Origin of the sequence: Haladaptatus litoreus (genome assembly GCF_900156425.1) — an archaeon.
Classification (GTDB): Archaea; Halobacteriota; Halobacteria; order Halobacteriales; family Haladaptataceae; genus Haladaptatus; species Haladaptatus litoreus.
This window is the reverse complement of record NZ_FTNO01000001.1, coordinates 31,278-55,078: the sequence shown is the minus strand read 5'-3', so window position 1 is coordinate 55,078 and position 23,801 is coordinate 31,278. Positions and strand designations below refer to the sequence as shown.

The following is a 23,801-nucleotide window of genomic DNA, read 5'->3' as shown; positions in this document are numbered from 1 at the left end:
CACTCATTCACTCCCACCAGTCGCTTTGTCGTTCTCGTACTGACGCGTCTTGGAACGGCGGAGCCAGTTCCGACTCGTCGAGGCCGAATCCGTAGCCCAACCAGTAGCCGACGTACCAGCCGACCGCATCGGTATCGACGCCCGAAATCGAGATGGTCAGCCTCTCGTACTCCTCCAACGCACCGTCTTGGTCGGGGTCGGTACCGCGGATACCGCCGCAGGAACCGCTCGAACTCGGATTGCACGGCAGTTCGTCTGGGAACTCCACGACGATGTCCGCGTTCGCTCGATTATCAGTGAACGTAAACGAGACGTTCGAGGGAACGGTATCTTCTGCTCCGTCAGCGTAGTAGTCGAGTGCGTGTTCTACCTGTTCTCGAACCGCCTCCCGCTCGTTTTGCTCGCTCGTTTGACCGATGTACACCGTCAGGTCGGCGTCGGCCCACGGCAGGTCTCGGTCGGTCGCGTCGGTCATGGGTCGGGAAGCCAGCGACGACTGTGAGGACATCACCGACTGCGGGGCGGAGCTGTGATTCAGGCCGAGGGTGTGACCGAGTTCGTGTTTGATAATGTGAACCGTCGAATCGCTGGAAAACGAATCGTCCACGTCGATGTGCATGGGGCGAGAAATCTGGTTTGCGTTCGTGATGTAGGGTGCACACCCCGCGGCGTGCTCGACTCGCGGACAGCTTTCGACGTTCTCCACGAAGTTAACGATGAGGTCGGGACTCTCCGCATCCGGAACGAGTTCGTACTGAATCGCGTAGCCCGCGTACTGTTCGCTGTTTGCCTCCCAGTAGTCGAGCGCCTGCTGCACTTCCTCGCGGTACTCACGGTCTGAGTTCGCGCTCGTGTTAATCGCCACCGTCACGACCGATTCACCCCACGGATTCGACCGGTCTGCGATGGCTCCCTCGGAAGCGGTTTGTCCCGTCCCCTGCGTCGGATTTCGCGTCGAATCGCCGAACGTCGGGTCAGTCGTGTCACCCCGTTCGACCTCAGTCGGCAGGTCGAACTGAACGCTGGCACAACCGGACAAGACGAGACAGAGGACGAGCAGAAGGGCGCGCCGCGTCATTATCCTATAGACGGGCCACGATGGTATCAAGCCTTGGGACTCCGGAAAGTACAGTCGAAGTCGAGGGTGTGGGTGTACGACGCCGATTCGACCTGAATCGTCGCGTGGTCGATGCCGAACTGCTCACCGAGTTCCTGCTGACAGTGGCGAAGCACGGCGTCGGGGTCAACCTCCTCTTCGACCACGACGTGCGCCGAAAGCGTGTACTGCGTCGAACTCAGCGACCAGACGTGCACATCGTGGGCTTCCACGACGCCCGGCAGGTCGGTCAGATACGCGCGAACTTCGTCCACGTCGATTCCGGCGGGGGTTCCTTGCAAGAGGATGTTCAGACTCTCGGAAAAGAGGTCTTTCGCGGAGTAAAGCACCAACAGCGCGACGAAGACGGCGAACAGCGGGTCGAGAACGTACAAATCGGTGAAGACGAGCGCAATCCCGACGGCAATCGCCGCGACGCTTCCCAGCGCGTCCGCGATGAGGTGGAGAAACGCGCCTTCGACGTTCAAAATTCCGCGGTGTTCCGACAGCACCCACGCGCCAGCGAGGTTTGCCAAGAGTCCGAGCACGCCCACGATGACCACGAGTTCGGCATCGATTGGCTGTGGATTGCCGAATCGCTGAAGCGAATCGAACAGCACGTAACCGACCGCGAGCAACAAGAGGAGTCCGTTTCCCAGCGCGCCGAGGACTTCGGCGCGCTGGTAGCCGTAGGTTCTGCGAGCGTCGGCGGGACGCGCGGAAATCCACGCCGCGAACAGCGCGAGGCCGAGGCTCGCGCTGTCGGCGAGCATGTGAACCGCGTCTGCTAGCAGGGTCAGCGACCCCGAGTAGAGTGCGCCGACAAGTTCCACGACGAAGAAAATCGTGTTGATAACCAGTGCGATAGCCAAGGCGCGAAAACTAGTGTCGCCGGAATCGTCGGCGTCGTCGTGGCCAGCATGGTCGTGCGCCATCGAACGAGGTACGGGCCGAAGGGTATCAGTCGTTTTGGGAAGTCGGCTCTTCGAAGTTACTCCTCGTCCGGTTTGACCCCGGCCAACCGCATCGCGTTGCTCGTCACGCCGAGGCTCATGCCCATGTCGCCGATGACGATGGCTTGGGCGACGCTGACCAGTCCGAGCGGTGCGCCCACCGCGAGGACGGCTTTCACCGCGAGACTCGTCCAGATGTTCTGCCGGATGACGCCGTTGGCCTTGCGGGCGAGTTTACGGAGGTACGGGAGTTTCGACAGGTCGTCGCCCATCAGAGCCACGTCGGCGGTTTCGATGGCGGTGTCGGTGCCCGCCGCGCCCATGGCGACCCCGACCGTCGCGGCGGCCATCGCGGGCGCGTCGTTGATGCCGTCGCCGACCATCGCCACGCCACCCTCAGTGAGTTCCTCGACGGCGGCCACCTTCTCTTCCGGCATGAGTTCGGCCCGGAACTCGTCCACTCCGACCTGTTCCGCGATTGCGCGGGCGGTGCCTTCGTTGTCGCCCGTGAGTATCACGATGTTCGAGATGCCGAGGTCGTGGAGACGGTGGACCGTTTCTTTCGCGCCGGGACGGACTTCGTCTGCGATGGCGATGACGCCTTCCAGTTCGTCCTCGGTTCCGACGAAAACGATGGTTTTGCCCTCCTGCTCGAACCGTGGGACGACTTCTGCGAGCAAGTCGAGGCAGTCCTCGCGGCCGTCGCAGATGCTCTCAGGTTCGACCGATTCGACCGTCTCACCCTGCTGGACGACCGCGTTACCTCCATCAGTCGTCAGATGCGTGTGTTCGAGGTCGAAGCCCAATTCGGCGAACAGTGCAGGTTTTCCGGCGTAGTGAGTGACACCGTCCAAATCTGCCCGGACGCCTTTTCCGGTCAGACTCTCAAAATCGGAGACGTCGCGCTCGCCGACGCCTCGCTCGTGCGCGTGGCCGATGATTGCTTCGGCGATTGGGTGTTCGCTCCGGTGTTCGATGCTGTGGGCACACTGAAGCACGTCGTCCGCGCTGTTTCCGTTGAGCGAGATAACGTCCGTGACGGTCAGTTCACCCCTGGTCAGCGTACCGGTTTTGTCGAAGGCGACCGAATCGAGTTCGCCCATCGCTTCGAGGTGGTCGCCACCTTTGACGAGAACCCCGTTTCGCGCCGAACTGGTGAGTCCGGACACCACGCTGACGGGCGTGCTGATGACGAATGCGCAGGGACAGGCCACCACGAGAAGCGTCAGACCGCGGGTGAACCAGTCCTGAAATGGTGCGCCGAGGAAGAGCGGCGGCACCGCGGCGGTGAGAATCGCCGCAACCACCACGACGGGGGTGTAGTAACGCGCAAATCGGTCGACGAACTGCTCGTGTTCGGTCTGGTTGCCCTGTGCATCCTCGACCATCTCCACAATGTTCGAGATGGTCGAATCGCCCGCTTCCGCGGTCGATTCGACTTCGAGGTAGCCCTCTTCGTTTACCGTCCCGGCGAACACTTCGTCACCGGCTTCTTTCTCGACAGGGACGCTTTCGCCCGTGATTGGTGCCTGATTCACGGAACTCGTTCCCTCGCGCACGTCGCCGTCCACCGGGATTTTCTCGCCGGGACGGACGACCACGGTGTCCCCGACGTGAACGTCTTCGACCGGAATCGTCTCCTCGTTTCCGTCTCGGCGAACAGTCGCCATGTCGGGCGACAAGTCCATCAGTTCGCGCAGGGAGTTTCGCGCTCTGTCCATCGAAAACCGTTCGAGGAGTTCGGCGACACTGAACAGCACCGCGAGCGTCGCGGCTTCGAAGTAGAGACCGACGCCGAGCGCGCCGAGGATTCCGACGGACATCAGCAGGTCGATGTCGAGACTGGCGTTTTTCGCGGAGTAGTAGCCGTTTCGAACGATTTCCTGTCCGCCGATTACGGTGGCAGCGAGGAAACCGATATCCGCGGCGGTGAACGTCCGACCAACTGCGGAGAACAGTTCGGGATTCGAAGCGGTGAAGAAGAATTCAAGCGACAGTCCGAAGACGAGGAAAAGCCCGCCAGCCCACGTTTTCATGGCGCGGGTGCTCTTCCACACCGTATGCGGGGATTCGACCGCGGAACCGTCGGAACTGTCATCGGTCGTCACCTCCTCCACTTCGTAGCCTGCACTCTCCACTGCCCGTACGAGGTCGTCGCGGGACGCGTCCGAGGAGGTGGTGATAACGACTCGCCCCGACGTGGGCTGTGTGTCGTACTCCGTCACCCCGTCCACGTCGGAAAGCGCGTTTTCGACTTTTCCGGCGCAAGATGGACAGTCCATACTGGGAACAGAAAGCGTCTCGGTTCGCGTGTCGTCCACGTCGTAGCCCGCACTCTCGACGGCGGTTCGGATAGCATCTGCATCGGTTCGGTTCGCGTCGAATGTGACGACTAACCGGCCCGAGGCAACCTGTGCGTCGGTTTCCTCGATTCCATCGAGGGATTCGACGCTTTTCGTCACTTTCCCGGCACAGGACGGACAGTCCATGCTCGGAACCGAGAGACGAAGCGTCTCAGCCTCGTTGTTGCTCATTATCGGACCGTAGTAGCTGAAGAGTTATTAATCACCCTGCCACAAAACCGGGGCGGTTTGTGGAATATTTATTAAATAATACAACCATAGTTAACAATAAGACGCTCGTCTGACTTTGTTTCTCTGCGTTCCAGGAACGTTTCATCGGCATATTTAGTGTGAAAAACACGGTTCAAAACCGTTCAATCCGTTAATAGACCGTTGAAAACGGAAACGGTGCATAACCATCGTTCTCACTTATTGGGGTCGCAGTGTACCGTGTAACTGGGTAGTATGACGCACATCAAAGCAAGCGCCGCCCTAGCGATGGTCGCTGTCGAAGTGCTCGCAGGGGTTGCATTACTGGCAGTGGCGTTCGGCATCTGAAAAACGGCTGAGGGGAGTAAGCCCCCTTCTGTTCGGCTCGGCATTCGGCTAAGCGTCCGCACCGTGTGTCCGAGCTACCATGATGGCACGGACTTGCACCGGCAAGGATTCGCCGTTCCATCCATTCTTCGTGATCCGCGCACTGACAGAGTCAGTACGACGTGGCGTGACGAACGTCACGCGCCCTTAGTGGGTTAACTCCCTCCCCTCTCGGGTCGGTTCGCACACTGCATCGGTCACACGAAGTGGTATCGTTTCTGTTCCAGAGCCAGTGGTCTCCCACTCCGGACTTGCGTCCGGTTGCCTGCTCGGACGGTGGGGGGACTTTCCTCACGTAGGTTCCGACGTACTACCGGAACCGTTATCCGCGGGAACCGAGCTCCCTCTGCCGGGGATAACTAGTTCATACTCGCGTTTAAGCCGTTCGGTCTTCGTAGTCATGGGGGCTTAAAGCCAGCCAGATTGAAGGGAAGCGTTGAAGATGCTTCTGTGCATAAGCAACTTGTATGTCTGAGGCACAGGCAGTAGCCCTCTCTTACGAGGATGGCACGCGCGCGGTAGAACTCGCACGGGAGGCAGTAAATTCGTACGTTATCAATGGACAACGAGAGCAACCGGGCAGTATGCGAGAAGCATTCTACGCCCGAACGGGCGTCTTCGTCCGGCTGGAGTCCACCCGTGGGCGCGGCAGTCTCCGTGGGTGCGCTGGTGCCTACGACACGAGCGAACAGTTAGGACACCAAATCGTCGATTCCGCCATCGCGGCGGCAAGCGGTGACTCCTGTGGGTCGGAAATCGAACCCGCCGAGTTGTCGAATCTCAACATCTCCGTGTTCATTGTCGAGAACACGATGCTGACCGACAACCCGACGCGAGACGTGACGTTGGGTCGCCACGGTGTCGCGGTCGAAGGCCACGGCAAACACGCGTGGATGTACCCGACGCTCCCCACCGAACACAACTGGAGCGAGTTCGAATATCTCGACCGAGCGTGTCGAAAAGCTGGACTTCCCCACGGTGCGTGGGAAGAAGACGACGTGTTCGTCACCCTCATCGAAGGGCCAGTGTTCCGCGAGCGCAAACCCGAAGGAAGTATCGAACGGATTTAAATTGACCAATCGAGCAAAGAGAGAACGAGTGTAGAAATCGGCCGAATTCAGAAATCCACTAGCGAAGCGTCGTCGCGAGCGTGACGAGCAGCAGTGTCAATATCGAACTCTCGAACGATTTTACCGTCACGAATGAGCGGTTGCAGTAGCGGTTCGCCATCAGCATCGGCCTCGTGACGCGCGAGAGAGACGTGATGTCCACCCTCTGCGGTTCGATACACCTGTTTTTTACCGGAGAGTTTTCCACGTTTTGCGACGGGTTCACCGTCGATTTCCACGATGTCGAGCGCGAAATCGACCGGTTCCGCACTGGTGATATGACTGCCGACGCCGAATCCTGCCGCCACGTCCCTCAGTTCGCGGAGTTCGTCCGGGCCGAGTCCGCCGCTAGCGAAGATGTCCACATTCTCGAAACCGTGAGAATCGAGTTCCCAGCGCAGTTCGCGCAGGATGTGGCGGAAGTCCCCTCGGCGCGACCCGGTGGTGTCGATTCTGACGCTGTCCAAGGAATCGCCGAGCGCGTTCGCCGCGCGAAGCACCTCGTCTTTTTCGTCCGAGAAGGTGTCACAGAGCGCGATTCGGGGAACGTCGTCGCCGACTGCCGCATCGAATGCCTGCCACGCCGCTTCCTGTTCGCCACTGCCGAAACAGATGAGAAGCGCGTGAGGCATGGTGCCGCTCGGTTCCTTGCCGAGGATTTCACCCGCCGCGACGTGTGAAAAGCCATCCAATCCGCCGACGAGAGCCGAGCGTTCTACTACTGCGGCAATCGACGGATGGACGTGTCGCGCGCCGAAGCTCGCGATTTGGGAGTCCGGCGCGGCGACGCGCGCTTCGAGCGCGTTCGTCGCCATTCCCGAGGCGTGGGACAGAAAGCCGAGAAGCGAAGTTTCGTGTCGCGCGAAATCGAGATAGTTGCCTTCGATGGTACACACCGGCCCGCCGTCGAACAGTCGCCCTTCTTCCATCGCGTCCACGTCGATGGGCAGTCCGGAGAGGAGATGGGCCGCGTCTTTCAGCCCGGCGAGAAGTTCGAACTCGCCGGTCGGGAACTGGTCGGCGGTCACCTCGGCGACGACGTGTGGATTCTTCCCCGCGGCTTCGAGGGTCGTTTCGGTACGCAAAAAGTAGGCGTCCGTCGCGGTTCCGTCACGAATCGCATCCTCGGAAACCACGTCGAATCGGTCGCTCACACGAACCACCTGTTGCTCATACCGGGGGTTTTCCCCGCGACAGCGAAAAACCACCGGGTTTGTCGGGCAGAGAATCGAGAAAAGGTAGAGCTATGCCTGCGGCGCGGAACCGCGTCGAACGTCCGAAAGGTCGTTGACCGTCGGCGCGTTCACGATAACGACGGTGTCGCCGTTCTGCTGGACGTAGAAGGCGTCACCGAAACCGGTGCTGTCGGGCACCGTCCACGTGTTCTGTCGGCCATCGACCTGCTTTGCGTTGCGGTAGTTGAGCAGTCGTTTGTAGGCGTCCACGAACTCAGTGGCGTCTTTGTTCGAGTCCCATTTCGTTTTGAAGACGTATCCCGTCTCGTTTTTCGGCGTGTTGTCGTTCGTGTAGGCGACGATTTTGTCACCGTCCCAGCCTTCGGTCGGCGTGCTTCGGTAGTTCAGCGGGTCGAATTCCTGCGGATTACCTTCGCTATCCCTGTTGATGAACTGGTTGGCGGGAATAACCGGTGCGCGCTGACTCTCGTAGGCGGGGTACATGAACATCGAGAAGATGCCCGCTTCGCCGACTTCACCGAAGTTCGGACGGCCCTCCGGTTTCAGACGTTCCCAACCGTTGCTGGTTCTGTCCTGCACGGTAATCTGGGCCGGTTCGTCGTCGGGATACTTTTCGGGGTGGATTACCTGCTCGGTGCTGGCGGGCGGGTTCTCGTAGAGTGCGTTGACACCCTCCCAGCCCTGCTCTTCGTGGATTGCCTTTACGAACGGCGGGCCGTCGCTGTACGGTTGGAATTTGAGCAGATACGGGCCGATGTTGGCGAGTTGACCCCCGCCACTGCTTTCGCTCTCGTCGGGCATCAGGCACGTTCCCTGCCACGCGTTGTTACACCGCTGTTCGTAGAGATAATCGAGATAGTTGCCGTCGCCCTCGACGACGCCGTCGATGGCGTTGTGTCGCTCACGAGTGGATTGGTCGAACGAGTCGAAGCCGAACTTCTGGTCTTGGAGCGCGTGGAACAACTCCTGTGACAACGTAATCTCGTTCATCTTGGGCGAACTCTGGTTGTTCGAAATGATGACGATGGATTCCTTTCCAGGGCTGTAGTAGCCGCCGACAGACGTTCCGGAGTTTTGCGTCTGCACCGCGATTGAGTCGGTCGATTCGTCAATCATCATCAACGCCTCGAATTTGACGTTGTCGAACAGCGTGCGCTTCGGTGGCGTCGTCTGTTTTCCCTGCTCGCTCCGGAACTCGTCGCGCGAGATGACTTTTACGGGGACTTTTTTATCGAACTCCAGTCCTCGAATCTTCTCGACGCGGGCCATCGACCGACTGACGACGGCGTCGAGTTCCGAGTCGTTCAGTCCGTCGTCGCGAGTGACGTTGACCGTCTCGTTGTACCAGTAACCTTCCTCCCATCCCAATACGTCGGATTCAGGGTCGGGTGGATGAACTGCTTGTCTCTCGCCCGATGGTGTGTCATCGGGGGCTTGCGTCGTGTTCGTCACGTCGGGATCGCCCGTGGTCGTGTCCTCGGTGGGAGTCGAAGAACATCCTGCCAAGACGAGCATGAGAGCGACCGCGACAACGGTAATCGTTCGCATTCCTGTAGGGGACAGGTAGGACTACTGTGTAAAAAAGGTCGTGAATGTGATGTGATACGACAGATGTGTTCGCCGAAACGATTTGGTGGGAACCTGCCGTAGAAGACGACATGAAATTCGACCCAGATTCGACCGCCGTCGTCGTCGTTGACATGCAAAACGGCTTCTGTCACCCGGACGGAAGCCTCTACGCGCCGGGGAGCGAGGGCGTTTTCGACCAAATTCAAGAACTTCTCGCACGCGCACGCGAAGCAGGTGCGTCCGTAGTGTTCACCCGCGACGTTCACCCGCCGGAGCAGTTCGAGGACACGCACTACTACGACGAGTTCGACCGCTGGGGAGAACACGTCGTCGAAGGGACGTGGGAAACCGAAATCGTGGACGAGCTCGACGTGCACGAGGACGACCACGTCGTCACGAAACACACCTACGACGCCTTCTACCAGACCGACCTCGAAGGCTATCTCGACACACACGGCATCAAAGACCTGCTCATCTGCGGAACGCTGGCGAACGTCTGTGTCCTCCACACCGCCGGAAGCGCCGGATTGCGGGATTTCAAGCCGGTAATCGTGGAGGACGCCGTGGGATACATCGAAGAGGGCCACAAGGAGTACGCGGTAGAACACTCTGCGTGGTTGTTCGGGGAAGGTGTGGAGTTGGACGACGTGGAGTTCGAGTAGGGAAACGTTCCGAAATCGGTAACTCGGAGGGCGGGCAGGCCGACGGCCTGCCCGCCCAACCGCTTAGCCGAACGAGCCAACAGCACGGAACACGAATCGAAACGCAGTGTCGAACGACCAATCGGAAACCGACGGCCCGGAAGACGACGCAAACTATCGAGAACACCCCGAAAAGTACATCGAGAACTACGAACTCGACGGAAGCGAAAAAGGCGTGTTCAAAGTCGAACCGTACAAATCCGAACTGCTTCCGCACTGGTCGTATGCCGACCCCGAATCAGCAGAAGAGTCGGCAAACAAACTGTTCGAACAGTACGAAACCTACCGCGAGAACGGCGACTTCGTCGGGATGGATATGGCGCGAAAGTACTGCCAGATGGGGTTCACGCGGGCGATGCGCTACGCGAAATATCCCGGTGGGAAGAAGTACGATGACGATGGCGAAGAACGAGAACCGGAACGCTGGGCCGACTCGGAAAAGCGCGAAGCGGCGAAGATTTTTAAACGAAGATGGGACGAGATTCGCCACGATGAAAGATACCAGACGTTGAAAGAAGAATACCGAAACTGTACGCAGTAGTTAGCCAACCCTCGAATCGGTAGATGCCCTTCGAACTCAGCGAATGCTCACGGAAATCGAGTCCCCAACAGAAAAGTCGTGGCCCGGACAGACGAGTTTCGCGCCGAACTGCTCGCGCGCGACGAACAGCGAGAGGCCGGTAATCGGCGTTCCGTTCGCACGAATTTCCACGTCGTTCCACGTCACGGTTCGTCCGTCGGCTCTGCCGACGGACGAACCCAAAAGCGAGACGGAAGCTGAAATATCGGAAAAGCGCTGCGCCAGCGCGCCGCCGCCCTCGTAATGCGGGAGTCCGCCGTCGAGTACGATGGTTTCATCGCCCGCAATAGCCGCAATTCCAGCAAATCGCTCGCCGGGTGCGGGATGCGTCGGTGAATCGAGGACGACGAAGGTGTCGCCAGTAGCAACCACGCGGCCCGACCCGTCCCACGCGAGCGGTTCGATTTCCACCGAACACTCCATCGGAAGCGACCCGGAGGCCCGAACCGGGTTCGAATCCCGCGGGCGAAAACCGAGGTGGATGTGGTTTGCGACCCACGGCGCGAAGAATCCCGACCGAACCATCGCTCCCAGCGAGTCGCCGACTTCGACCCAGTCGCCGGGTTCGACACTCGGCTCGACGTGGAGCATCCGGGCCAGATAGTCACCGGTATCGACCACAATGAGGTAGTCGTGTGCCACGGCGTAGGGTTTCTGCGGGGCGGTCACCGTCCGGGTTTCGACTACCTCGCCAGCGACAGGACTGGGCGCGCTCGTCTCACGGGTCGCTTCGCTCCCCGCTCGACTGTCCGATGCTCGGAAATCACCACTGCCGGGGTACAGGTCGATAGCACAGCCCTCGTCGTGGGCCGTGTAGGGAGAGTTGTACAGAGAAAATCTCGGATAGTGCGACAGAACCTCCGGCGAAAGCCCGACCATGCAACCCACTCTAGACCGAGTGCGTTTACATACGTCGGGTTACAATGGGGTGCTATGCGCGTGCTTCGTGGTCGAGCCGAGACGCGAGATGAAGACCGGACGGTCACCGCCACGATGCTCACGGAGACGGCGGACAGCGACGAGGCCGCAGTTCGAGTGTGGACACCCCACCGCCAAATCGCGTTCGGGCGACGGGATGCCCGCGCCGATGGGTTCGATGTGGCGAAATCCGTCGCCGAAACGTGCGAGTTCGAATCAGTAGAGCGAAGCGTCGGTGGACGAGCAGTCGCCTACACTGGAACGACAGTCGCGTTCGCCCACACAGTTCCACTCGCGGATATGCGACGCGGGATGGAAGAGCGATACGCCGAAACGACCGAGGCAGTTCAGCGGGCCTTCTGGCGACTCGGTGTTCCGGCCCAGCGCGGCGAACCGCCGCGTTCGTTCTGTCCGGGCGACTACTCGCTTCAGTGGAACGGAAAACTCGCGGGGGTCGCACAGCGAGTTAGAACCGGGGCGGCGCTGGTGTCCGGCGTCGTCGTCGTTGACGGCCACGACGAAATCGCGAGCGTCCTCGACCCGATTTATGCGGCGCTCGACGTACCATTCGACCCGCATTCGGTCGGGAGCATCGCCAAGGTGGACGGAGATGCAGACCCCGAACTCGTCATCGAAACCATCGAGAATTTGCTGGTCGGCGATGCGGAGACCACGGTCGAACACGTCGGCGACCGAGAGATTTAGGACGGTTCCCGAACCACTCGCGGGTATGCTTACCATTCGAAACGCGACGCTCGCCGACGGAAGCAAGCGAGACGTTCGTATCGACACCGACGCGGGACGGATTTCCGCAATCGGGTCGTCGCTCACGGAATCGGGCGAAGCCATTGACGCCACAGGGAAACTCCTTCTGCCGGGCGCAATCGATGCACACGTTCATTTTCGAGAACCCGGCTTTTCGCACAAAGAGACGTGGGAAACCGGAAGCAAGAGCGCGGCGGCGGGCGGCGTGACAACGGTCGTAGACCAACCGAACACCAACCCGCCGACGATAGACGGCGAGTCGTTCGACGAGAAGGCAAAGCTGGCGGAAAAATCGTACATCGATTACGGAATCAACGGCGGCGTCACGCCCGAGTGGAACCCGGAATCGCTGTTCGACCGCCCGGTGCTCGCCCTCGGCGAGGTGTTCCTCGCGGATTCGACGGGGAAGATGGGAATCGAGGAAGACCTGTTCCGCGAAGCGGCCGAACGCGCCACCGACGACTATCTCGTCGTGACGGTCCACGCGGAAGATGCGGACTTGTTCGATGAAGACGCCAAATCGCGGGGAGACAGCGACGTAGACGCGTGGAGCGCATACCGCACGGCAGCGGCCGAGGCCGCCGCCGTGGAGCGAGCCTGCGAAATCGGGGACGAGCTCGGCGCTCGACTGCACATTGCACACACCAGCACGCCCGAGGGCATCGACGCCGCACAAAAAATCGGCGCGACGTGCGAGGTGACGCCGCATCACCTGTTCCTCTCGCGCGACGACGCGGACGAACTCGGAACCTTCGGGCGGATGAATCCACCGCTCAGGAGCGAAAAGCGGCGGGAAGAAGTGTTCGCGCGCGTTGCGGACGGAACGGTCGATATGATTGCAACCGACCACGCACCGCACACCAAAGAAGAAAAGGACGCGAGCATCTGGAATGCGCCGAGCGGCGTCCCCGGCGTCGAAACGATGCTTCCGCTTCTGCTCGAACAGGCCCGAAAGAATAACCTGAGCTACGACCGCGTCGCCGACCTCACCGCCCGGAATCCGTCGAAGGTGTTCGGCATGCCGCGAAAGGGTCGCATCGAAGAAGGAAGAATGGCCGACCTCGTGCTGGTTGACCCCGACGAACCCCGTAAAATTCGCGGCGACGACCTTCATTCGAAATGCGGGTGGACACCGTTCGAAGGCTGGACGGGTGTCTTCCCCGAGCTGACGATGGTTCGCGGAAACGTGGTATTCGAAGACGGTGAGTTCGGAGTGGCGGTCGGTGAGAACGTTCGAGGGTAACCCGAACTATTTAAAAATTCGACAGAATAGGGAGCGTATGCAAGCCGTCGTCCTCGCCGCCGGAAAAGGAACGCGCCTCCGACCACTGACCGATGAGAAACCGAAGGCGTTGGTGGAGGTGGCCGACACACCGATTCTCACGCGCTGTTTCGAAACAGTGGTCGAACTCGATGCCGACGAGTTAGTCGTCGTGATTGGCTACGAGGGAGAGAAGATTCGAGAGCGGTATGGCGACTCATTTTCGGGAGTACCGATAACCTACGTGCGGCAGGACGAGCAGTTAGGAATGGCGCACGCGTTGTTGCAAGCCGAACCACACGTCGAGGGGAGTTTCATGTGCATCGACGGCGACTGCATCATCCAATCGGATTTGCGACCTCTCGTGGAACGCCAACGAGAAGATGGAGTGGATGCAGTTCAAGAAGTCGAGTTCGTCTCGACGGCAGAAGCGCGCGTGAAAGCCATCTGTGAGGTGAACGAGGAAAACGAACTGCTCGGAATCGAGAAAGAACCCGAAAACCCACCGAATCCCAGCCTCGTCGCGGCGGGATTCGCAGTGTACGATTCAGGTATCTTCGACGCTTGTTCGAAGACGGAACTGTCGGTTCGAGGTGAGTACGAACTCGCGGAGGCTATTCAGCGGTTCGTGAGCGAAAAGACGATGCTAGCGATGACGACGAACGGTTGGTCGGTGAACGTCAACACGCCCGAAGAACGAAAAATAGCGGAACAGAGACTGAGAAACAGCACGTGACAGCCGTCACGATTACGCACTGCGAGGTCGAATACCGACGTATCATGGAATCGGGGGAGGTGGCGATTCCGGTCGGTGGCGTTCAACTGGAAGGGAATCTCGAAGTTCCGCAGGAAGCAACGGGAGTCGTCCTGTTCGCGCACGGCAGTGGAAGCAGTCGGAAGAGTCCGCGTAACAACTTCGTCGCCGAGCGACTGCGCGAGTTCGGTCTTGGAACGTTACTGTTCGACCTGCTGACCGAAGCAGAGGACACCGTCTACGAGAATCGGTTCGACATCGAACTGCTGACCGACAGACTCGTCGCGGCGACGGAATGGGTCGAAAACCGTGCGGAGACAGCAGAGTACCAACTGGGTTATTTCGGGTCGAGCACGGGGGCCGCCGCCGCGCTTCGTGCGGCGGCGCGCCACCCTGTTGGCGCAGTGGTTTCGCGCGGCGGGCGGGTTGACCTCGCAACAGCAGTGTTAGACGAAATTTCCGCGCCGACGCTGTTCATCGTCGGCGCGGAGGACACGCAAGTACTCGAACTGAATCGGGAGGCATACGCGCAGTTGTCTTGCGAGAAGGAATTCGAAATCGTGGCAGGTGCGGGCCACCTGTTCTCCGAACCGGGGACGCTGGAGACAGTTGCGAATGTGACAGGCGACTGGTTTGCGTCGAACCTGTAGCTACGGGAGGAAAAGCGGGACGATTACCAGCAGCAAGCCGAGGAGGGTACAGAGCAGTCCGTAGGCTTGGTATCGAGCGATGCCGAACTCGGTGAGTTCACCAGAAGAGGCGACGGCAACTCTATGTCGGATTGCAAATGTTTTCTGTGGTTTTGTCGCTACAGCAACCCCAATTCCGAGGAGCAGAAGCCCCACAAGTGTCGATTCGAGAACGACCATACAACTCTTAACTATGATATTTAGACAAAAAGCTTACGGCCTAATATGCCGCATGCAAGACAGGCGTCATCGCACTCACGCCGACCATCCAGCCAGCACCGACACTACCGATGACCGTCATCGCGCGACGGGAGTCCTCCTCCGTCCAGTTCGAGTTCGAGTCGAGTTGTTCGTTCATGTTTTCGATGGCCTCACCCGCGAACACCGAACCCGACCAGCCGAGGAGACCAATCGCAAACCCGAGCGCGCCGAGAGCGAACACGTTCGCGCTGGCGAACCGCACCGAATCACCCAACAACACGGCGACGAAGAGAGCAACAGTCCCCAACGCGAATCCGAGAAGCCCGAACCGGGCGGCGAAACGAGCGCGCGAAAAGAGCACCGCGCCGAGGGAATCCATCAGTCTACCGTTTCACGCATGCGGGGGTCGAGTGCGTCGCGCATGCCGTCGCCGAGCAGGTTGAAGCCCAGCACGGTCACGGCGAGGAACAGACCGGGGAAGAACGACCACCACCACTCGCCGGTGAGCAGGCCGTTTTCGACACCGTTCGAGAGCATCAGCCCCCACGATGGCGTCCCCGCCTGCGCACCGAAGCCGAGGAACGAGAGCGCCGCGAGGTCGATGATAGCCAGCCCGAAGTTGAGCGTACTCTGCACCGTGATGGGTGCGAGCGAGTTCGGCAGGATGTGCCGGACGAGTACCCGCGGGTCGGTTGCGCCGAGTGCAACCGTCGCGTCGATGTACTCGTCTTCGAGCACTTTCAGCGCCGCACCGCGGACGACGCGGGCGAACCGCGGCGTGTACACGAGCGTCAATGCGACGACTGCACGCCAAAGACCCCATTCGTTCGGGAAGATGGCGACCAGCGCGAGCGCCAGCAGCAGCGCCGGGAACGCGAGCAGCACGTCCATCGTCCGCATGATGACGTTGTCGGTGAGGTCGCTGTAGTAGGCTGCCATGATGCCGAGTCCGACACCGAGAACCGTCGAGGCCCCGACCGTGATGGTACCGTATTTCAGCGCCAGCCACGCACCGTACATGACGCGGGGGAAGATGTCACGGCTCTGGATGTCGGTTCCGAAGAGGTACTCACAGGAACCAAGAGAGCCGACCGTTCCCGAAAGCGACTGGTGCCCACACGGCCCTTGCATCGACGGGGCGCTACCGAGTTGCGAGGTCGTGATTACCCCGAGGTCGAGGAACAACCTCGCATAGAGGGCAATTGCTACCATCGAGAGGATGATGAGCAAACCGGTTACGGCGAGACGATTCGACAGGAGCTGTGAGAGGAACGGCGAGGCCCGGAGTCGTTCGACGAATCCGCGCGTCTGCTGTTCCTCGGATTGTGATTGCGTACTCATTGTTCGATCCTCGGGTCGAGGTAGGAGTATGTGATGTCAACGCCGAGATTGACCAGCGTGAACAGGAACGCGAATACCAGCACGGTGCCCTGCACGACCGGGTAGTCACCGGCGCTTATCGCGTCCACTAGCAGTCGGCCGACTCCAGAGATACCGAACACGGTTTCGGTCAGCACTGCACCGCCGAGCAGTGACCCGAACTGGATGCCGATGACCGTAATCACTGGAATGAGTGCGTTCCGAAGGCCGTGTTTCATCAGGGTGATTTTGATTCCCTGCCCCTTGGCGCGCGCAGTTCGGATGTAATCCTGCCGGACGACTTCCAGCATCGACGAGCGCATCATCCGTGAGATGAGCGCCATCTGGTAGATGCCGAGAACGAGACACGGCAAGAAGAGGTGCCGAACTGCGGATATGAACGCATCGAACTCAAGCACGAGCAGTGTGTCGAGCGTAATAAAGCCGGTTATCGCTGGTATCGAGTACTCCGTTGCGATGCGCCCACTCGTCGGAAGGACGCCGAGCATCTGCGCGAACAGGAGGATGAGAAGCGGGCCGCTCCAGAAGATAGGCACGCTGATTCCCGTCAGTGCTCCGACCCGCGTGAAGTGGTCGGTGAACGAGTTTTGCTTGACCGCGCTGATAATCCCCAGCGGGATACCTATCGAAACGCCAATTATCTGGCCGAGAACGGCCATCTCGATGGTGGTTGGGAGTTTGTCACCCAAAATCGTGGTGACGGGAACGCCTCGCCGGATGTTGTACGACTGACCCAAATCGAGTTTAAGCGTGTTGAAGAGGAACTCTCCGTACTGCACCCATATCGGTTCGTCGAGTCCCAGGTCGCGTTCTATCTGGCGAACGAACTCCTCCGATGCGCGCTGACCGGCCATCGACCGCGCCGGGTTCCCCGGAGAGAGATGGAGAATTGCGAAAACGAACGTCGCAACACCCAGCAAAACCGGGATCAGCAACAGAACACGCTTCAGGAGAAAGCGCTTGCTAATCATTATCCAAACGCTTGGTATCAGTCACCAAAAAAGATGCGTTCTTCGGTCGTTACAGTTCAACCAAATTGAGGTACGGCCCGCTGATTGGCGCGAGCGTGAAGTTGCTTACGTCGCTGCTGATACCGCGGAGTTCCTCGGTGTGGGTGACGTACACCCACGGTGCTTCGTCGTGCGCGATTTTTCCGGCTTTCTTGTACAGTTGCTCGCGCTCGCTGTCGCCGTACTTCTTCTGTCCTTCCTCGATGAGGCTCATGAACTCGTTGTTCGCCCACGCGGCGTTGTTGCTCGTGTTGTTCATGTCCTCCCACGCCATCCAGTCTTGGTCTTCGGAGGCTTCGACGCCCTCTTTCGGCTGTGGGTGGAGGAGCGCGTAGTAGAAGTTGTCCGGGTCACCGTTGTCGGTCATCCAGCCGAGGAAACAGGCGTCGTGTTTACCCTCGGACGTGTAGGTGAGGTACGGGTCCCACACCTGTTCGTTGACCGTGACGTTGATGCCGATTTCGTTGAGATTCGAACGAACCGTGTCCGCCGTCTGAACGGGCGACGGGAAGTACGGACGTGGGTTGTTCATCGTCGCTAGTTCGAACGAGAAGCCGTCGGCGTAATCCGTCTGGTTGAGGAGTTCTTTGGCCTTCTCCGGGTTGTACGGGTACGGGTCGAGCTGTTCGTTGTAACCCATGACTCCCGGCGGAATCGGCTGACTCGCCTGCACGGCGAGTCCCTCGTAGATGTTGTCCACGATGGCTTTCGTGTTGATAGCGTGGCTGATAGCCTGCCGGACGTTCTTGTCGCGGAACGCTTCGACGCGCGACATGTTGAACGCCATGTATCCGACGTTCAGGCCTTCCGTCCGTTCGAGCGTGACGCCGTCGCCACCCTCAATCTGCTTTGCCTGCTGTGCGCCGAGGCCGTCAACGATGTGGGATTCTCCGGAGAGGAGTCGCTGCGCGCGGGTTCCGTTGTCCTGAACACCTTCGAAGACGACTTCATCAACGTTCGGCGCGTCGCCCCAGTAGTCGCCGTTCGCCGCGAGTCGGATGCGACCTTGGTTCGTGTTCCAGTTGTCCAGTTCGAACGGGCCGGTGCCAACTGGCTGTTGGGCAATCTGGCCACCGCTCTCTTGAATTTGTTTCTTCGAGAGCACCGCGAGTGCGAACACGGCGAGGTTGGCGAGGAACGGCGCGTACCGCTCTCCGAGCTCGAACTTCAGCGTGTAATCGCCGTCGGCACTCACGTTGTTGACCTTTCCGAGCAGGTAATTGCCGTAAATGGACGCGTTTCCTTTTCCATCGTAGTGGTTGTCGATGTAGTGTTCGGAGTCTTCGTTGAGGAATCGGTCGTAGGTCGCGAGGAAGTCGTCTGCGGTGAAATCCTCGCCGTTGTGGAATTTTGCGTCCTCGCGGAGTTGGAGCGTCGCCGTCTGGCCGTCGAGGTTGAACTCCGTCGCAAGACCTTTGGTGAGCGCGGTTTCTCCGGGCTTGAAGTGGATGAGGCGGTCGAAAATCTGGTTCATCACCTTTGCGTCCTCACCGCTGGTCGTCGCCTGCGGGTCGAGCGAACTGGAGTCACTTCCACGCGCGTAGGAAAGCAGTCCACCACCGTTGCCGTCGCCGTTTCCGTCGCCGTCTCCTTCGTCGCCGCCGAGACACCCGGCGAGCGATGCGGCGGCGGCCGCTCCGCCTGCCGCTTTGAGGAAACTACGTCTGTCTGTTACATTGTTTCGTGACGCCATACGTCACAGTGTTTCTATGTTCCATATAAACATACCGAACCGATAGTAATAGAAGTTCACACGAATCAACACATGGTACGTCGAGAAAGTGATTAGTAGTCGCTAATTCGTCTTTCAGGTTATTAATAAATCGGCAGAGTACTATTTTTACTAACGATACGAAAGTTTCGATACGACACGATAGTTTTGGATTCGGTCAAGGAGGGACGATAAAAACTGAACATACTGCTCGCCAATTTTCACCACATTCGGGCAAAAATACGCAAAGATACACGAAACCCAGCTATTCGGGTTGGTCGTAGAGATGACAGGCCGAGGGGTGCGCACTGTCCTGTAGCACTGGATTGTTGTGTTCGCAGATGCTCGTGAAGTTTTCACGGAGGAGCGATTCGGCAGACTCCCAATCACCGTTTTCGAGATGGTCGAACGATTGTTCGATCACCTCGCGGGGTTCGCCTGTCGGTTCGGTGTCGAACAGGCGACTCCAGAGAACGGCGCGGAAAGAACCACCGGCGACCGACCCGCCGTCGGTTGCGGTCGCTTCCTGCACTGGGGCGGTGCCTTCCTCGGCCTGTTCGCGCACGGAATCGAGGTTGATTGCGCGCTCTTCGACTCGTTCACGGTAATCCATCACCTCGCGGAACGCTCGCTGGTCGATGTCCATGTCTTCCGGCGGGATGATTTTCGGACAGCGGGTTCGGAAGTGACAGCCACTCGGTGGGTCGATTGGCGACGGAACGTCGCCTTCGAGGATGATTCGGTCGTCCGTATCGGCCCGCGGGTCGGGTTCCGGAATCGCCGAGAGGAGCGCCTGCGTGTAGGGGTGTTTCGGGTCGGCGAACAGTTCGTCGGTGTCCGCGACTTCCACGATTTCCCCGAGATACATCACCGCAATGCGGTCGGAGATGTGACGAACCACGGAGAGGTCGTGCGCGATGAACAGGTATGTTAGGCCGAACTCTTCCTGCAAATCTTCGAGCAGATTGATGATTTGGGCTTGCACGGACACGTCCAGTGCAGAAACCGGTTCGTCGGCGACGATGAAGTCGGGGTCAACCGCCAGCGCGCGGGCGATGCCGACGCGCTGGCGCTGACCGCCCGAAATCTCGTGCGGATAGCGGTCGCGTTGGCCCGGTTCCAGACCGACGTTCTCCATCAGTTCTTCGACGCGCTCGTCCCGGTTGCCTTTCGCGAGGCCGTGGATTTTCAGCGGTTCGGCGATGGTTTGGCCGACCGTCATCCGGGGGTCGAGGCTGGACAGCGGGTCTTGGAAAATCATCTGCATGTCCTTTCGCGTCTCGCGAAGTTCCGTGCTGTCCAACCCGCCGAGGTCGGTTCCCGCGAAGACGACGCGCCCGTCCGTCAACTGTTCGAGGCGCAGGAGCGAGCGACCGGCGGTGGATTTTCCACACCCGGACTCGCCGACGAGGCCGAGCGTCTCGCCCTCGTAGATGTCGAAGGAGATGCCATCGACCGCTTTTACGCTCTGGTTTTCCTTCGCGAGCCACTTGTCGAGGAAATCGTCTGCCCGCGAATAATGTTTTTTCAGTTGGTCAACCGTCACCAGCGACTCGCCGGTTTCGTGTCCTTCGGTCGAAATACTCTCGTGTTCCTCGATGTACTCTTGCTCGTCGAAATCTTCGAGAACGCATTTCGCGCGATGGTCAACGTCGTCGGGACCGTGTTGAAGGTTCGGAATCTCGCCCTGCGTACACTCCGGTTTCGCCCACGGACAGCGCGGCGCAAAGTGACATCCTTCGGGCATGTCGATGAGGTCAGGGACGTTGCCGTCGATTGGCGTCAGGCGCTCTTTGTCCTCGCGCGGGATGGATTCGAGCAGCGCGTAGGTGTAGGGATGGCTCGGATTGTGGAAAATCTCGTCAACCGGGCCGACCTCCACGAGGTCGCCTGCGTACATCACCGCGACGCGGTCGCAGGTTTCGGCGACGACGCCGAGGTCGTGCGTAATCATGAAGACAGACATGCCCAGTTCGTCCTGTAAATCGTTGATGAGGTCGAGAATCTGGGCCTGAATCGTCACGTCCAGCGCCGTCGTCGGTTCGTCCGCGATGAGCAGTTTCGGTTTGCAGGCCAGCGCGATGGCGATGAGGACGCGCTGGCGCATCCCGCCGGAGAACTCGTGCGGATACTCCTCGACGCGGGATTCTGGTTCGGAAATCCCGACTTCCTGCAGGATGTCGATGGTGTCCTGCAGGAGGTCTTCGTCCATTTCGTCGCCACCGAGTTTCGGCGCGATTTCACGAACCGCGTTCCACCAGTTGTCGTTTCGTTTGCCCTCGTACTGGTGGAGTTGGAGGCTCTCCGCGACTTGCTCGCCCACGGTCAGCGCGGGATTGAGCGAGGTCATCGGGTCTTGGAAAATCATCCCCATTTCGCCGCCCCGGATGTCCCGCATGACGGGTTCAGGAGCGTCCATGAAGTCGATGTAGCCCTCGTCGGGGAAGACGAACTCTCCGACGCCTTCCGGATACTTTTCGGCGAACTCCGAAGCGATTTCCTCGTCTTGGAACTTGATGTCGCCGGAGACGACTTCGCCGGGGTCGTCGATGAGTTGCATCGCGGAAAGCGCGGTGACGCTCTTTCCCGACCCCGATTCGCCGACGAGTCCGACCGTCTCACCCTCGCGGATGGTCAGTTCGAAGTCGTCCACCGCCTTGACCGTTCCCCGCTCCGTGTGGAACTGCGTCTTGAGATTCGAGATGGACAGTAAATCGGTCACAGTTACGCGGGTATCCTTTTCCTGTTAGCAAAAATCGTTCGGTTGTATGTAGCACGCGGCATACGAACGAGGAAAGCGGCCATCGACGAAGGAAGGTTGTTGTCCGGGCGGAGTGTGCGGGATAGTATGAAGCAAGTATCCGAACTGTATTCCCCGGAACCAGTGGCGGAGTACACGCTGGACGACGGCAGACTCGTAGAAGCCGAAGACGAATGGTTGCGGCTTTCGACGGACAGGGAGGCCGTCGAATTTGGTCGGGCGATTACAGTCACGATAGAGAACGTTTCCGATAGAGAGGTAATCGTTAGTCCAGAACACCCGTTTACACTTTTGGAAGAAACCAACTCCGGGTGGGTAGAACTTGTCGGGACGACAGCGAACGGTGTTCTGTTGGCGGCATTGGCTCTGCCTCCGGGTAGTTCGGAAGCCATAGAGCTACCGATAGGACAGGATATAGTCGCCGATTTCGGGACGTACGGTCTCCTTCGAGAACTCTCGCCGGGACAACATCGGTTCGTCTATCTTGGTTCGAATCCGTACCTGTGCATCGATTTCGAGATAAAATCGAGCGAAAAACAGTAGTCTGGAATTACAACCGCAGCACCATCTCCAACTCGAAACTTTCTGCGTCCGCGGTTTCGAAGCCGACGTTGCGGTAGAGGTTCACGGCCGCGCGGTTCCAGCGTTCGACGGTGAGCCACACCTTATCCACGTCCTGTTGTCGTCCGTAGCCGAGCAGGGTACGAATCAGGTGCGACCCGATTCCCGCACGCTGGTAGTCCTGATGGACGAAGATGGCGAGTTCGTAGGCGGAGTCACCGTCTGGAACGAGGGTCGCGTGGCCCGCGATTTCGTCGCCGTGCCACGCGACGACGTTGTAGCCGTCGCCGTCGGTCAGGGTTTCGACCCAGTTTCGGACTCGTGGCTCCGTGGCCGGAGGAATCCCTTGGGCGCGGTCGGCAGGGTCGAAATCGGTGTACATCGCCACGAGCGGTTCCACGTCCTCATCTTCGAGGGCGCGAATTTCTATCTCGCGCTCCTCGCGGTCGTTGAACGAAAGCGGCGGTTCCGGAAACGGCCCTGCGGGTTCGTCCGGAAAGCGTCGATGGTCGTTCATCGTACCAGTTTCACCGACACGTGGGAGTTCAACAGGACGAACTCGGCGATGTGGCCGAGCCGAATTTTCCCCATCGGACTGCGCTGGCCGCCGCCGAGAACGATTTGGTCGTAGCCCTCGCTTTCGGCGATGTCGAGCAGTCGGCTTCCAGGGTCGCCCGACACGTCGCGCACCGTTGCGTCCAAGTCGGCGTCCGTGAGCACGTTTTCGACTTTCTCCCCGATTTCGTCCTTCGACCGGTCGCTCTCCGGGTTGTCGAGGACGGCGACCGTCAGGTCGTCGTCCGCGAGAACGGCGCGCGATACCGTCTGTTCCAGTGCGGTGAAAGAGTCCTCACTTCCACCGATTCCCAGTAATACTTTCATACTACCCCCATATCCGGCATGTGCCAAAACAATTGGGTGCGACACTGCGATACGCTTTTGCACCCCGCTCGGTAACGACGGCGTATGTCAAACGACCCCTCCCCACCGGAACGCGATACGGAGGAAACAGACCGGATGGACGGAATGGACGAGCCGAATGGAATCAATGAGACGGACGAAAAGACGGAATCGAGCGCGCACGGAGCGGAATCCGGTTCGGATTCCGCTCCCGAACTCCCGCCGGACGTACAGAAATACGCGCGGTTCAAGAAGATGGATGGCGCGGAGTACGACCGCGTCAACGAGTTCCTGCGCGACCGAACGTACATCACCGCGCGCGAGTGGGCAATCGCTCGACTCTGTGCAGATTTTAGAACCGAAACGGGCGTCGAGATGACAAAAATCGGCAACAACCTACCGTACCTCATCCCGTTCATGACCGACACCTACACCCCGCAGGCGGTCAACCAAGCGCGGTCTGCGTTCGAGGACAAAGTCAGGAAAGCGGGCGCGACGTTCCTCTACGGCGCGATGTCCGGCTTTTTCACCGCGGAGGAACTGGACGACGTGATGTACGAGGTGACCGAGGTGGCGAAGTTCCTCCTCGAAGTCGAGGGCGTTGACCTCTCGGTTGACGACGAACTCGCCGCCGAAGACCGAATTTCGGACGTGATGCGCGAAGTGCGCGAATCCAGCGAGCAGTTGCGCCACGACGAGATGGAGTGTCCGCACTGCGGCCACGAAATCGGCGAAAACGAGTAGTAG

Annotated in this window: 23 protein-coding genes and 1 other RNA gene; 9 read left to right on the top strand and 15 right to left on the bottom strand. The window is 59.6% G+C overall.

Annotated features, from left to right (window positions below; genetic code table 11):
• Nucleotides 1-7: 7 nt before the first annotated feature.
• From BW974_RS00305 to rnpB, 4 genes are all read right to left on the bottom strand, one after another.
• Nucleotides 8-1,078, bottom strand: a complete 1,071-nt coding sequence (locus BW974_RS00305; RefSeq protein WP_076426971.1) for a M57 family metalloprotease — start codon at nt 1,076-1,078, stop codon at nt 8-10.
• 26 nt (nt 1,079-1,104) lie between these two features.
• Entirely contained in the window at nt 1,105-2,031 is a 927-nt protein-coding gene (locus tag BW974_RS00300) for a cation diffusion facilitator family transporter (protein WP_084186164.1), read from the bottom strand.
• Nucleotides 2,032-2,087: 56 nt separating this feature from the next.
• Nucleotides 2,088-4,583 (bottom strand): heavy metal translocating P-type ATPase, encoded by a 2,496-nt coding sequence (locus BW974_RS00295; protein ID WP_076426969.1) that lies wholly within the window; start codon nt 4,581-4,583, stop codon nt 2,088-2,090.
• Between the two features lie 371 nt (nt 4,584-4,954).
• An RNA gene (gene rnpB, locus BW974_RS00290) (RNase P RNA component) lies at nt 4,955-5,339 on the bottom strand.
• A gap of 116 nt (nt 5,340-5,455) precedes the next feature.
• On the opposite strand from rnpB, the gene BW974_RS00285 reads away from it, so the two are divergent.
• Nucleotides 5,456-6,058: a TIGR00296 family protein gene (locus tag BW974_RS00285; protein ID WP_076426966.1), complete on the top strand. Its 603-nt coding sequence runs from the start codon at nt 5,456-5,458 to the stop codon at nt 6,056-6,058.
• A gap of 47 nt (nt 6,059-6,105) precedes the next feature.
• Here the strand turns inward: BW974_RS00285 and BW974_RS00280 are convergent, their stop codons facing one another.
• Both BW974_RS00280 and BW974_RS00275 read right to left on the bottom strand, forming a co-directional pair.
• Nucleotides 6,106-7,251 (bottom strand): nicotinate phosphoribosyltransferase, encoded by a 1,146-nt coding sequence (locus tag BW974_RS00280; RefSeq protein ID WP_076430165.1) that lies wholly within the window; start codon nt 7,249-7,251, stop codon nt 6,106-6,108.
• 90 nt (nt 7,252-7,341) lie between these two features.
• Nucleotides 7,342-8,841, bottom strand: a complete 1,500-nt coding sequence (locus BW974_RS00275) for an Hvo_1808 family surface protein (protein ID WP_076426964.1) — start codon at nt 8,839-8,841, stop codon at nt 7,342-7,344.
• A gap of 110 nt (nt 8,842-8,951) precedes the next feature.
• Here BW974_RS00275 and BW974_RS00270 point away from each other — a divergent pair, with 110 nt between their 5' ends.
• Both BW974_RS00270 and BW974_RS00265 read left to right on the top strand, forming a co-directional pair.
• Complete coding sequence (locus BW974_RS00270; protein WP_076430164.1) at nt 8,952-9,524, top strand: cysteine hydrolase family protein; 573 nt, start codon at nt 8,952-8,954, stop codon at nt 9,522-9,524.
• 106 nt (nt 9,525-9,630) lie between these two features.
• Entirely contained in the window at nt 9,631-10,104 is a 474-nt protein-coding gene (locus BW974_RS00265; RefSeq protein ID WP_076426962.1) for a DUF4385 domain-containing protein, read from the top strand.
• Between the two features lie 36 nt (nt 10,105-10,140).
• Here BW974_RS00265 and BW974_RS00260 read toward each other — a convergent pair whose 3' ends face one another.
• Nucleotides 10,141-11,022: a DUF8155 domain-containing protein gene (locus BW974_RS00260; protein ID WP_076426960.1), complete on the bottom strand. Its 882-nt coding sequence runs from the start codon at nt 11,020-11,022 to the stop codon at nt 10,141-10,143.
• Between the two features lie 54 nt (nt 11,023-11,076).
• Between BW974_RS00260 and BW974_RS00255 the strand changes: the two genes are divergently transcribed.
• The 4 genes from BW974_RS00255 to BW974_RS00240 are packed head-to-tail and all read left to right on the top strand — an operon-like array spanning nt 11,077 to nt 14,491.
• Entirely contained in the window at nt 11,077-11,766 is a 690-nt protein-coding gene (locus tag BW974_RS00255; protein ID WP_076426957.1) for a lipoyl protein ligase domain-containing protein, read from the top strand.
• A 25-nt stretch (nt 11,767-11,791) separates the two neighbouring features.
• Nucleotides 11,792-13,069, top strand: a complete 1,278-nt coding sequence (locus BW974_RS00250) for a dihydroorotase (protein ID WP_076426955.1) — start codon at nt 11,792-11,794, stop codon at nt 13,067-13,069.
• Between the two features lie 37 nt (nt 13,070-13,106).
• Nucleotides 13,107-13,823: a sugar phosphate nucleotidyltransferase gene (locus BW974_RS00245; RefSeq protein ID WP_076426953.1), complete on the top strand. Its 717-nt coding sequence runs from the start codon at nt 13,107-13,109 to the stop codon at nt 13,821-13,823.
• 44 nt (nt 13,824-13,867) lie between these two features.
• Nucleotides 13,868-14,491, top strand: coding sequence for a dienelactone hydrolase family protein (locus BW974_RS00240; protein WP_076426951.1), 624 nt, complete (start codon nt 13,868-13,870; stop codon nt 14,489-14,491).
• On the opposite strand, the gene BW974_RS00235 is transcribed toward BW974_RS00240, so the two are convergent.
• The 6 genes from BW974_RS00235 to BW974_RS26880 form a co-directional block, all read right to left on the bottom strand.
• Nucleotides 14,492-14,710, bottom strand: a complete 219-nt coding sequence (locus tag BW974_RS00235; protein ID WP_245799861.1) for a DUF6199 family natural product biosynthesis protein — start codon at nt 14,708-14,710, stop codon at nt 14,492-14,494.
• Between the two features lie 40 nt (nt 14,711-14,750).
• Complete coding sequence (locus BW974_RS00230; protein ID WP_076426949.1) at nt 14,751-15,110, bottom strand: DUF7268 family protein; 360 nt, start codon at nt 15,108-15,110, stop codon at nt 14,751-14,753.
• Entirely contained in the window at nt 15,110-16,072 is a 963-nt protein-coding gene (locus BW974_RS00225) for an ABC transporter permease (protein WP_076426947.1), read from the bottom strand. The genes BW974_RS00230 and BW974_RS00225 overlap by 1 nt, the downstream gene beginning before the upstream one ends.
• Nucleotides 16,069-17,082, bottom strand: a complete 1,014-nt coding sequence (locus BW974_RS00220; RefSeq protein WP_076426944.1) for an ABC transporter permease — start codon at nt 17,080-17,082, stop codon at nt 16,069-16,071. The genes BW974_RS00225 and BW974_RS00220 overlap by 4 nt, the downstream gene beginning before the upstream one ends.
• Nucleotides 17,083-17,131: 49 nt before the next feature.
• Nucleotides 17,132-18,814 (bottom strand): ABC transporter substrate-binding protein, encoded by a 1,683-nt coding sequence (locus tag BW974_RS00215; protein ID WP_076426942.1) that lies wholly within the window; start codon nt 18,812-18,814, stop codon nt 17,132-17,134.
• 283 nt (nt 18,815-19,097) lie between these two features.
• Nucleotides 19,098-21,554 (bottom strand): ABC transporter ATP-binding protein, encoded by a 2,457-nt coding sequence (locus BW974_RS26880; protein ID WP_076426940.1) that lies wholly within the window; start codon nt 21,552-21,554, stop codon nt 19,098-19,100.
• Between the two features lie 126 nt (nt 21,555-21,680).
• On the opposite strand from BW974_RS26880, the gene BW974_RS00205 reads away from it, so the two are divergent.
• Nucleotides 21,681-22,136 carry a hypothetical protein gene (locus BW974_RS00205; protein WP_076426938.1) on the top strand — a complete coding sequence of 152 codons (456 nt, stop codon included), beginning with the start codon at nt 21,681-21,683 and terminating at the stop codon, nt 22,134-22,136.
• Nucleotides 22,137-22,143: 7 nt separating this feature from the next.
• Here the strand turns inward: BW974_RS00205 and BW974_RS00200 are convergent, their stop codons facing one another.
• Both BW974_RS00200 and BW974_RS00195 read right to left on the bottom strand, forming a co-directional pair.
• The gene (locus BW974_RS00200; RefSeq protein ID WP_076426936.1) at nt 22,144-22,671 is read right to left on the bottom strand and encodes a GNAT family N-acetyltransferase; all 528 of its coding nucleotides are present in this window, start codon (nt 22,669-22,671) and stop codon (nt 22,144-22,146) included.
• Nucleotides 22,668-23,036 carry a universal stress protein gene (locus BW974_RS00195; RefSeq protein WP_076426934.1) on the bottom strand — a complete coding sequence of 123 codons (369 nt, stop codon included), beginning with the start codon at nt 23,034-23,036 and terminating at the stop codon, nt 22,668-22,670. The genes BW974_RS00200 and BW974_RS00195 overlap by 4 nt, the downstream gene beginning before the upstream one ends.
• A gap of 84 nt (nt 23,037-23,120) precedes the next feature.
• Here BW974_RS00195 and BW974_RS00190 point away from each other — a divergent pair, with 84 nt between their 5' ends.
• The gene (locus BW974_RS00190) at nt 23,121-23,798 is read left to right on the top strand and encodes a DUF5806 family protein (protein WP_076426932.1); all 678 of its coding nucleotides are present in this window, start codon (nt 23,121-23,123) and stop codon (nt 23,796-23,798) included.
• The last annotated feature ends 3 nt before the right edge of the window (nt 23,799-23,801 follow it).

Coding starts and splice junctions, on each gene's coding strand:
- BW974_RS00305 (WP_076426971.1), bottom strand. CDS start 1,078: ATGACGCGGCGCGCCCTTCTGCTCGTCCTCTGTCTCGTCTTGTCCGGT.
- BW974_RS00300 (WP_084186164.1), bottom strand. CDS start 2,031: ATGGCGCACGACCATGCTGGCCACGACGACGCCGACGATTCCGGCGAC.
- BW974_RS00295 (WP_076426969.1), bottom strand. CDS start 4,583: ATGAGCAACAACGAGGCTGAGACGCTTCGTCTCTCGGTTCCGAGCATG.
- BW974_RS00285 (WP_076426966.1), top strand. CDS start 5,456: ATGTCTGAGGCACAGGCAGTAGCCCTCTCTTACGAGGATGGCACGCGC.
- BW974_RS00275 (WP_076426964.1), bottom strand. CDS start 8,841: ATGCGAACGATTACCGTTGTCGCGGTCGCTCTCATGCTCGTCTTGGCA.
- BW974_RS00270 (WP_076430164.1), top strand. CDS start 8,952: ATGAAATTCGACCCAGATTCGACCGCCGTCGTCGTCGTTGACATGCAA.
- BW974_RS00260 (WP_076426960.1), bottom strand. CDS start 11,022: ATGGTCGGGCTTTCGCCGGAGGTTCTGTCGCACTATCCGAGATTTTCT.
- BW974_RS00255 (WP_076426957.1), top strand. CDS start 11,077: ATGCGCGTGCTTCGTGGTCGAGCCGAGACGCGAGATGAAGACCGGACG.
- BW974_RS00250 (WP_076426955.1), top strand. CDS start 11,792: ATGCTTACCATTCGAAACGCGACGCTCGCCGACGGAAGCAAGCGAGAC.
- BW974_RS00245 (WP_076426953.1), top strand. CDS start 13,107: ATGCAAGCCGTCGTCCTCGCCGCCGGAAAAGGAACGCGCCTCCGACCA.
- BW974_RS00240 (WP_076426951.1), top strand. CDS start 13,868: ATGGAATCGGGGGAGGTGGCGATTCCGGTCGGTGGCGTTCAACTGGAA.
- BW974_RS00235 (WP_245799861.1), bottom strand. CDS start 14,710: ATGGTCGTTCTCGAATCGACACTTGTGGGGCTTCTGCTCCTCGGAATT.
- BW974_RS00230 (WP_076426949.1), bottom strand. CDS start 15,110: ATGGATTCCCTCGGCGCGGTGCTCTTTTCGCGCGCTCGTTTCGCCGCC.
- BW974_RS00225 (WP_076426947.1), bottom strand. CDS start 16,072: ATGAGTACGCAATCACAATCCGAGGAACAGCAGACGCGCGGATTCGTC.
- BW974_RS00220 (WP_076426944.1), bottom strand. CDS start 17,082: ATGATTAGCAAGCGCTTTCTCCTGAAGCGTGTTCTGTTGCTGATCCCG.
- BW974_RS00215 (WP_076426942.1), bottom strand. CDS start 18,814: ATGGCGTCACGAAACAATGTAACAGACAGACGTAGTTTCCTCAAAGCG.
- BW974_RS00205 (WP_076426938.1), top strand. CDS start 21,681: ATGAAGCAAGTATCCGAACTGTATTCCCCGGAACCAGTGGCGGAGTAC.
- BW974_RS00200 (WP_076426936.1), bottom strand. CDS start 22,671: ATGAACGACCATCGACGCTTTCCGGACGAACCCGCAGGGCCGTTTCCG.
- BW974_RS00195 (WP_076426934.1), bottom strand. CDS start 23,036: ATGAAAGTATTACTGGGAATCGGTGGAAGTGAGGACTCTTTCACCGCA.
- BW974_RS00190 (WP_076426932.1), top strand. CDS start 23,121: ATGTCAAACGACCCCTCCCCACCGGAACGCGATACGGAGGAAACAGAC.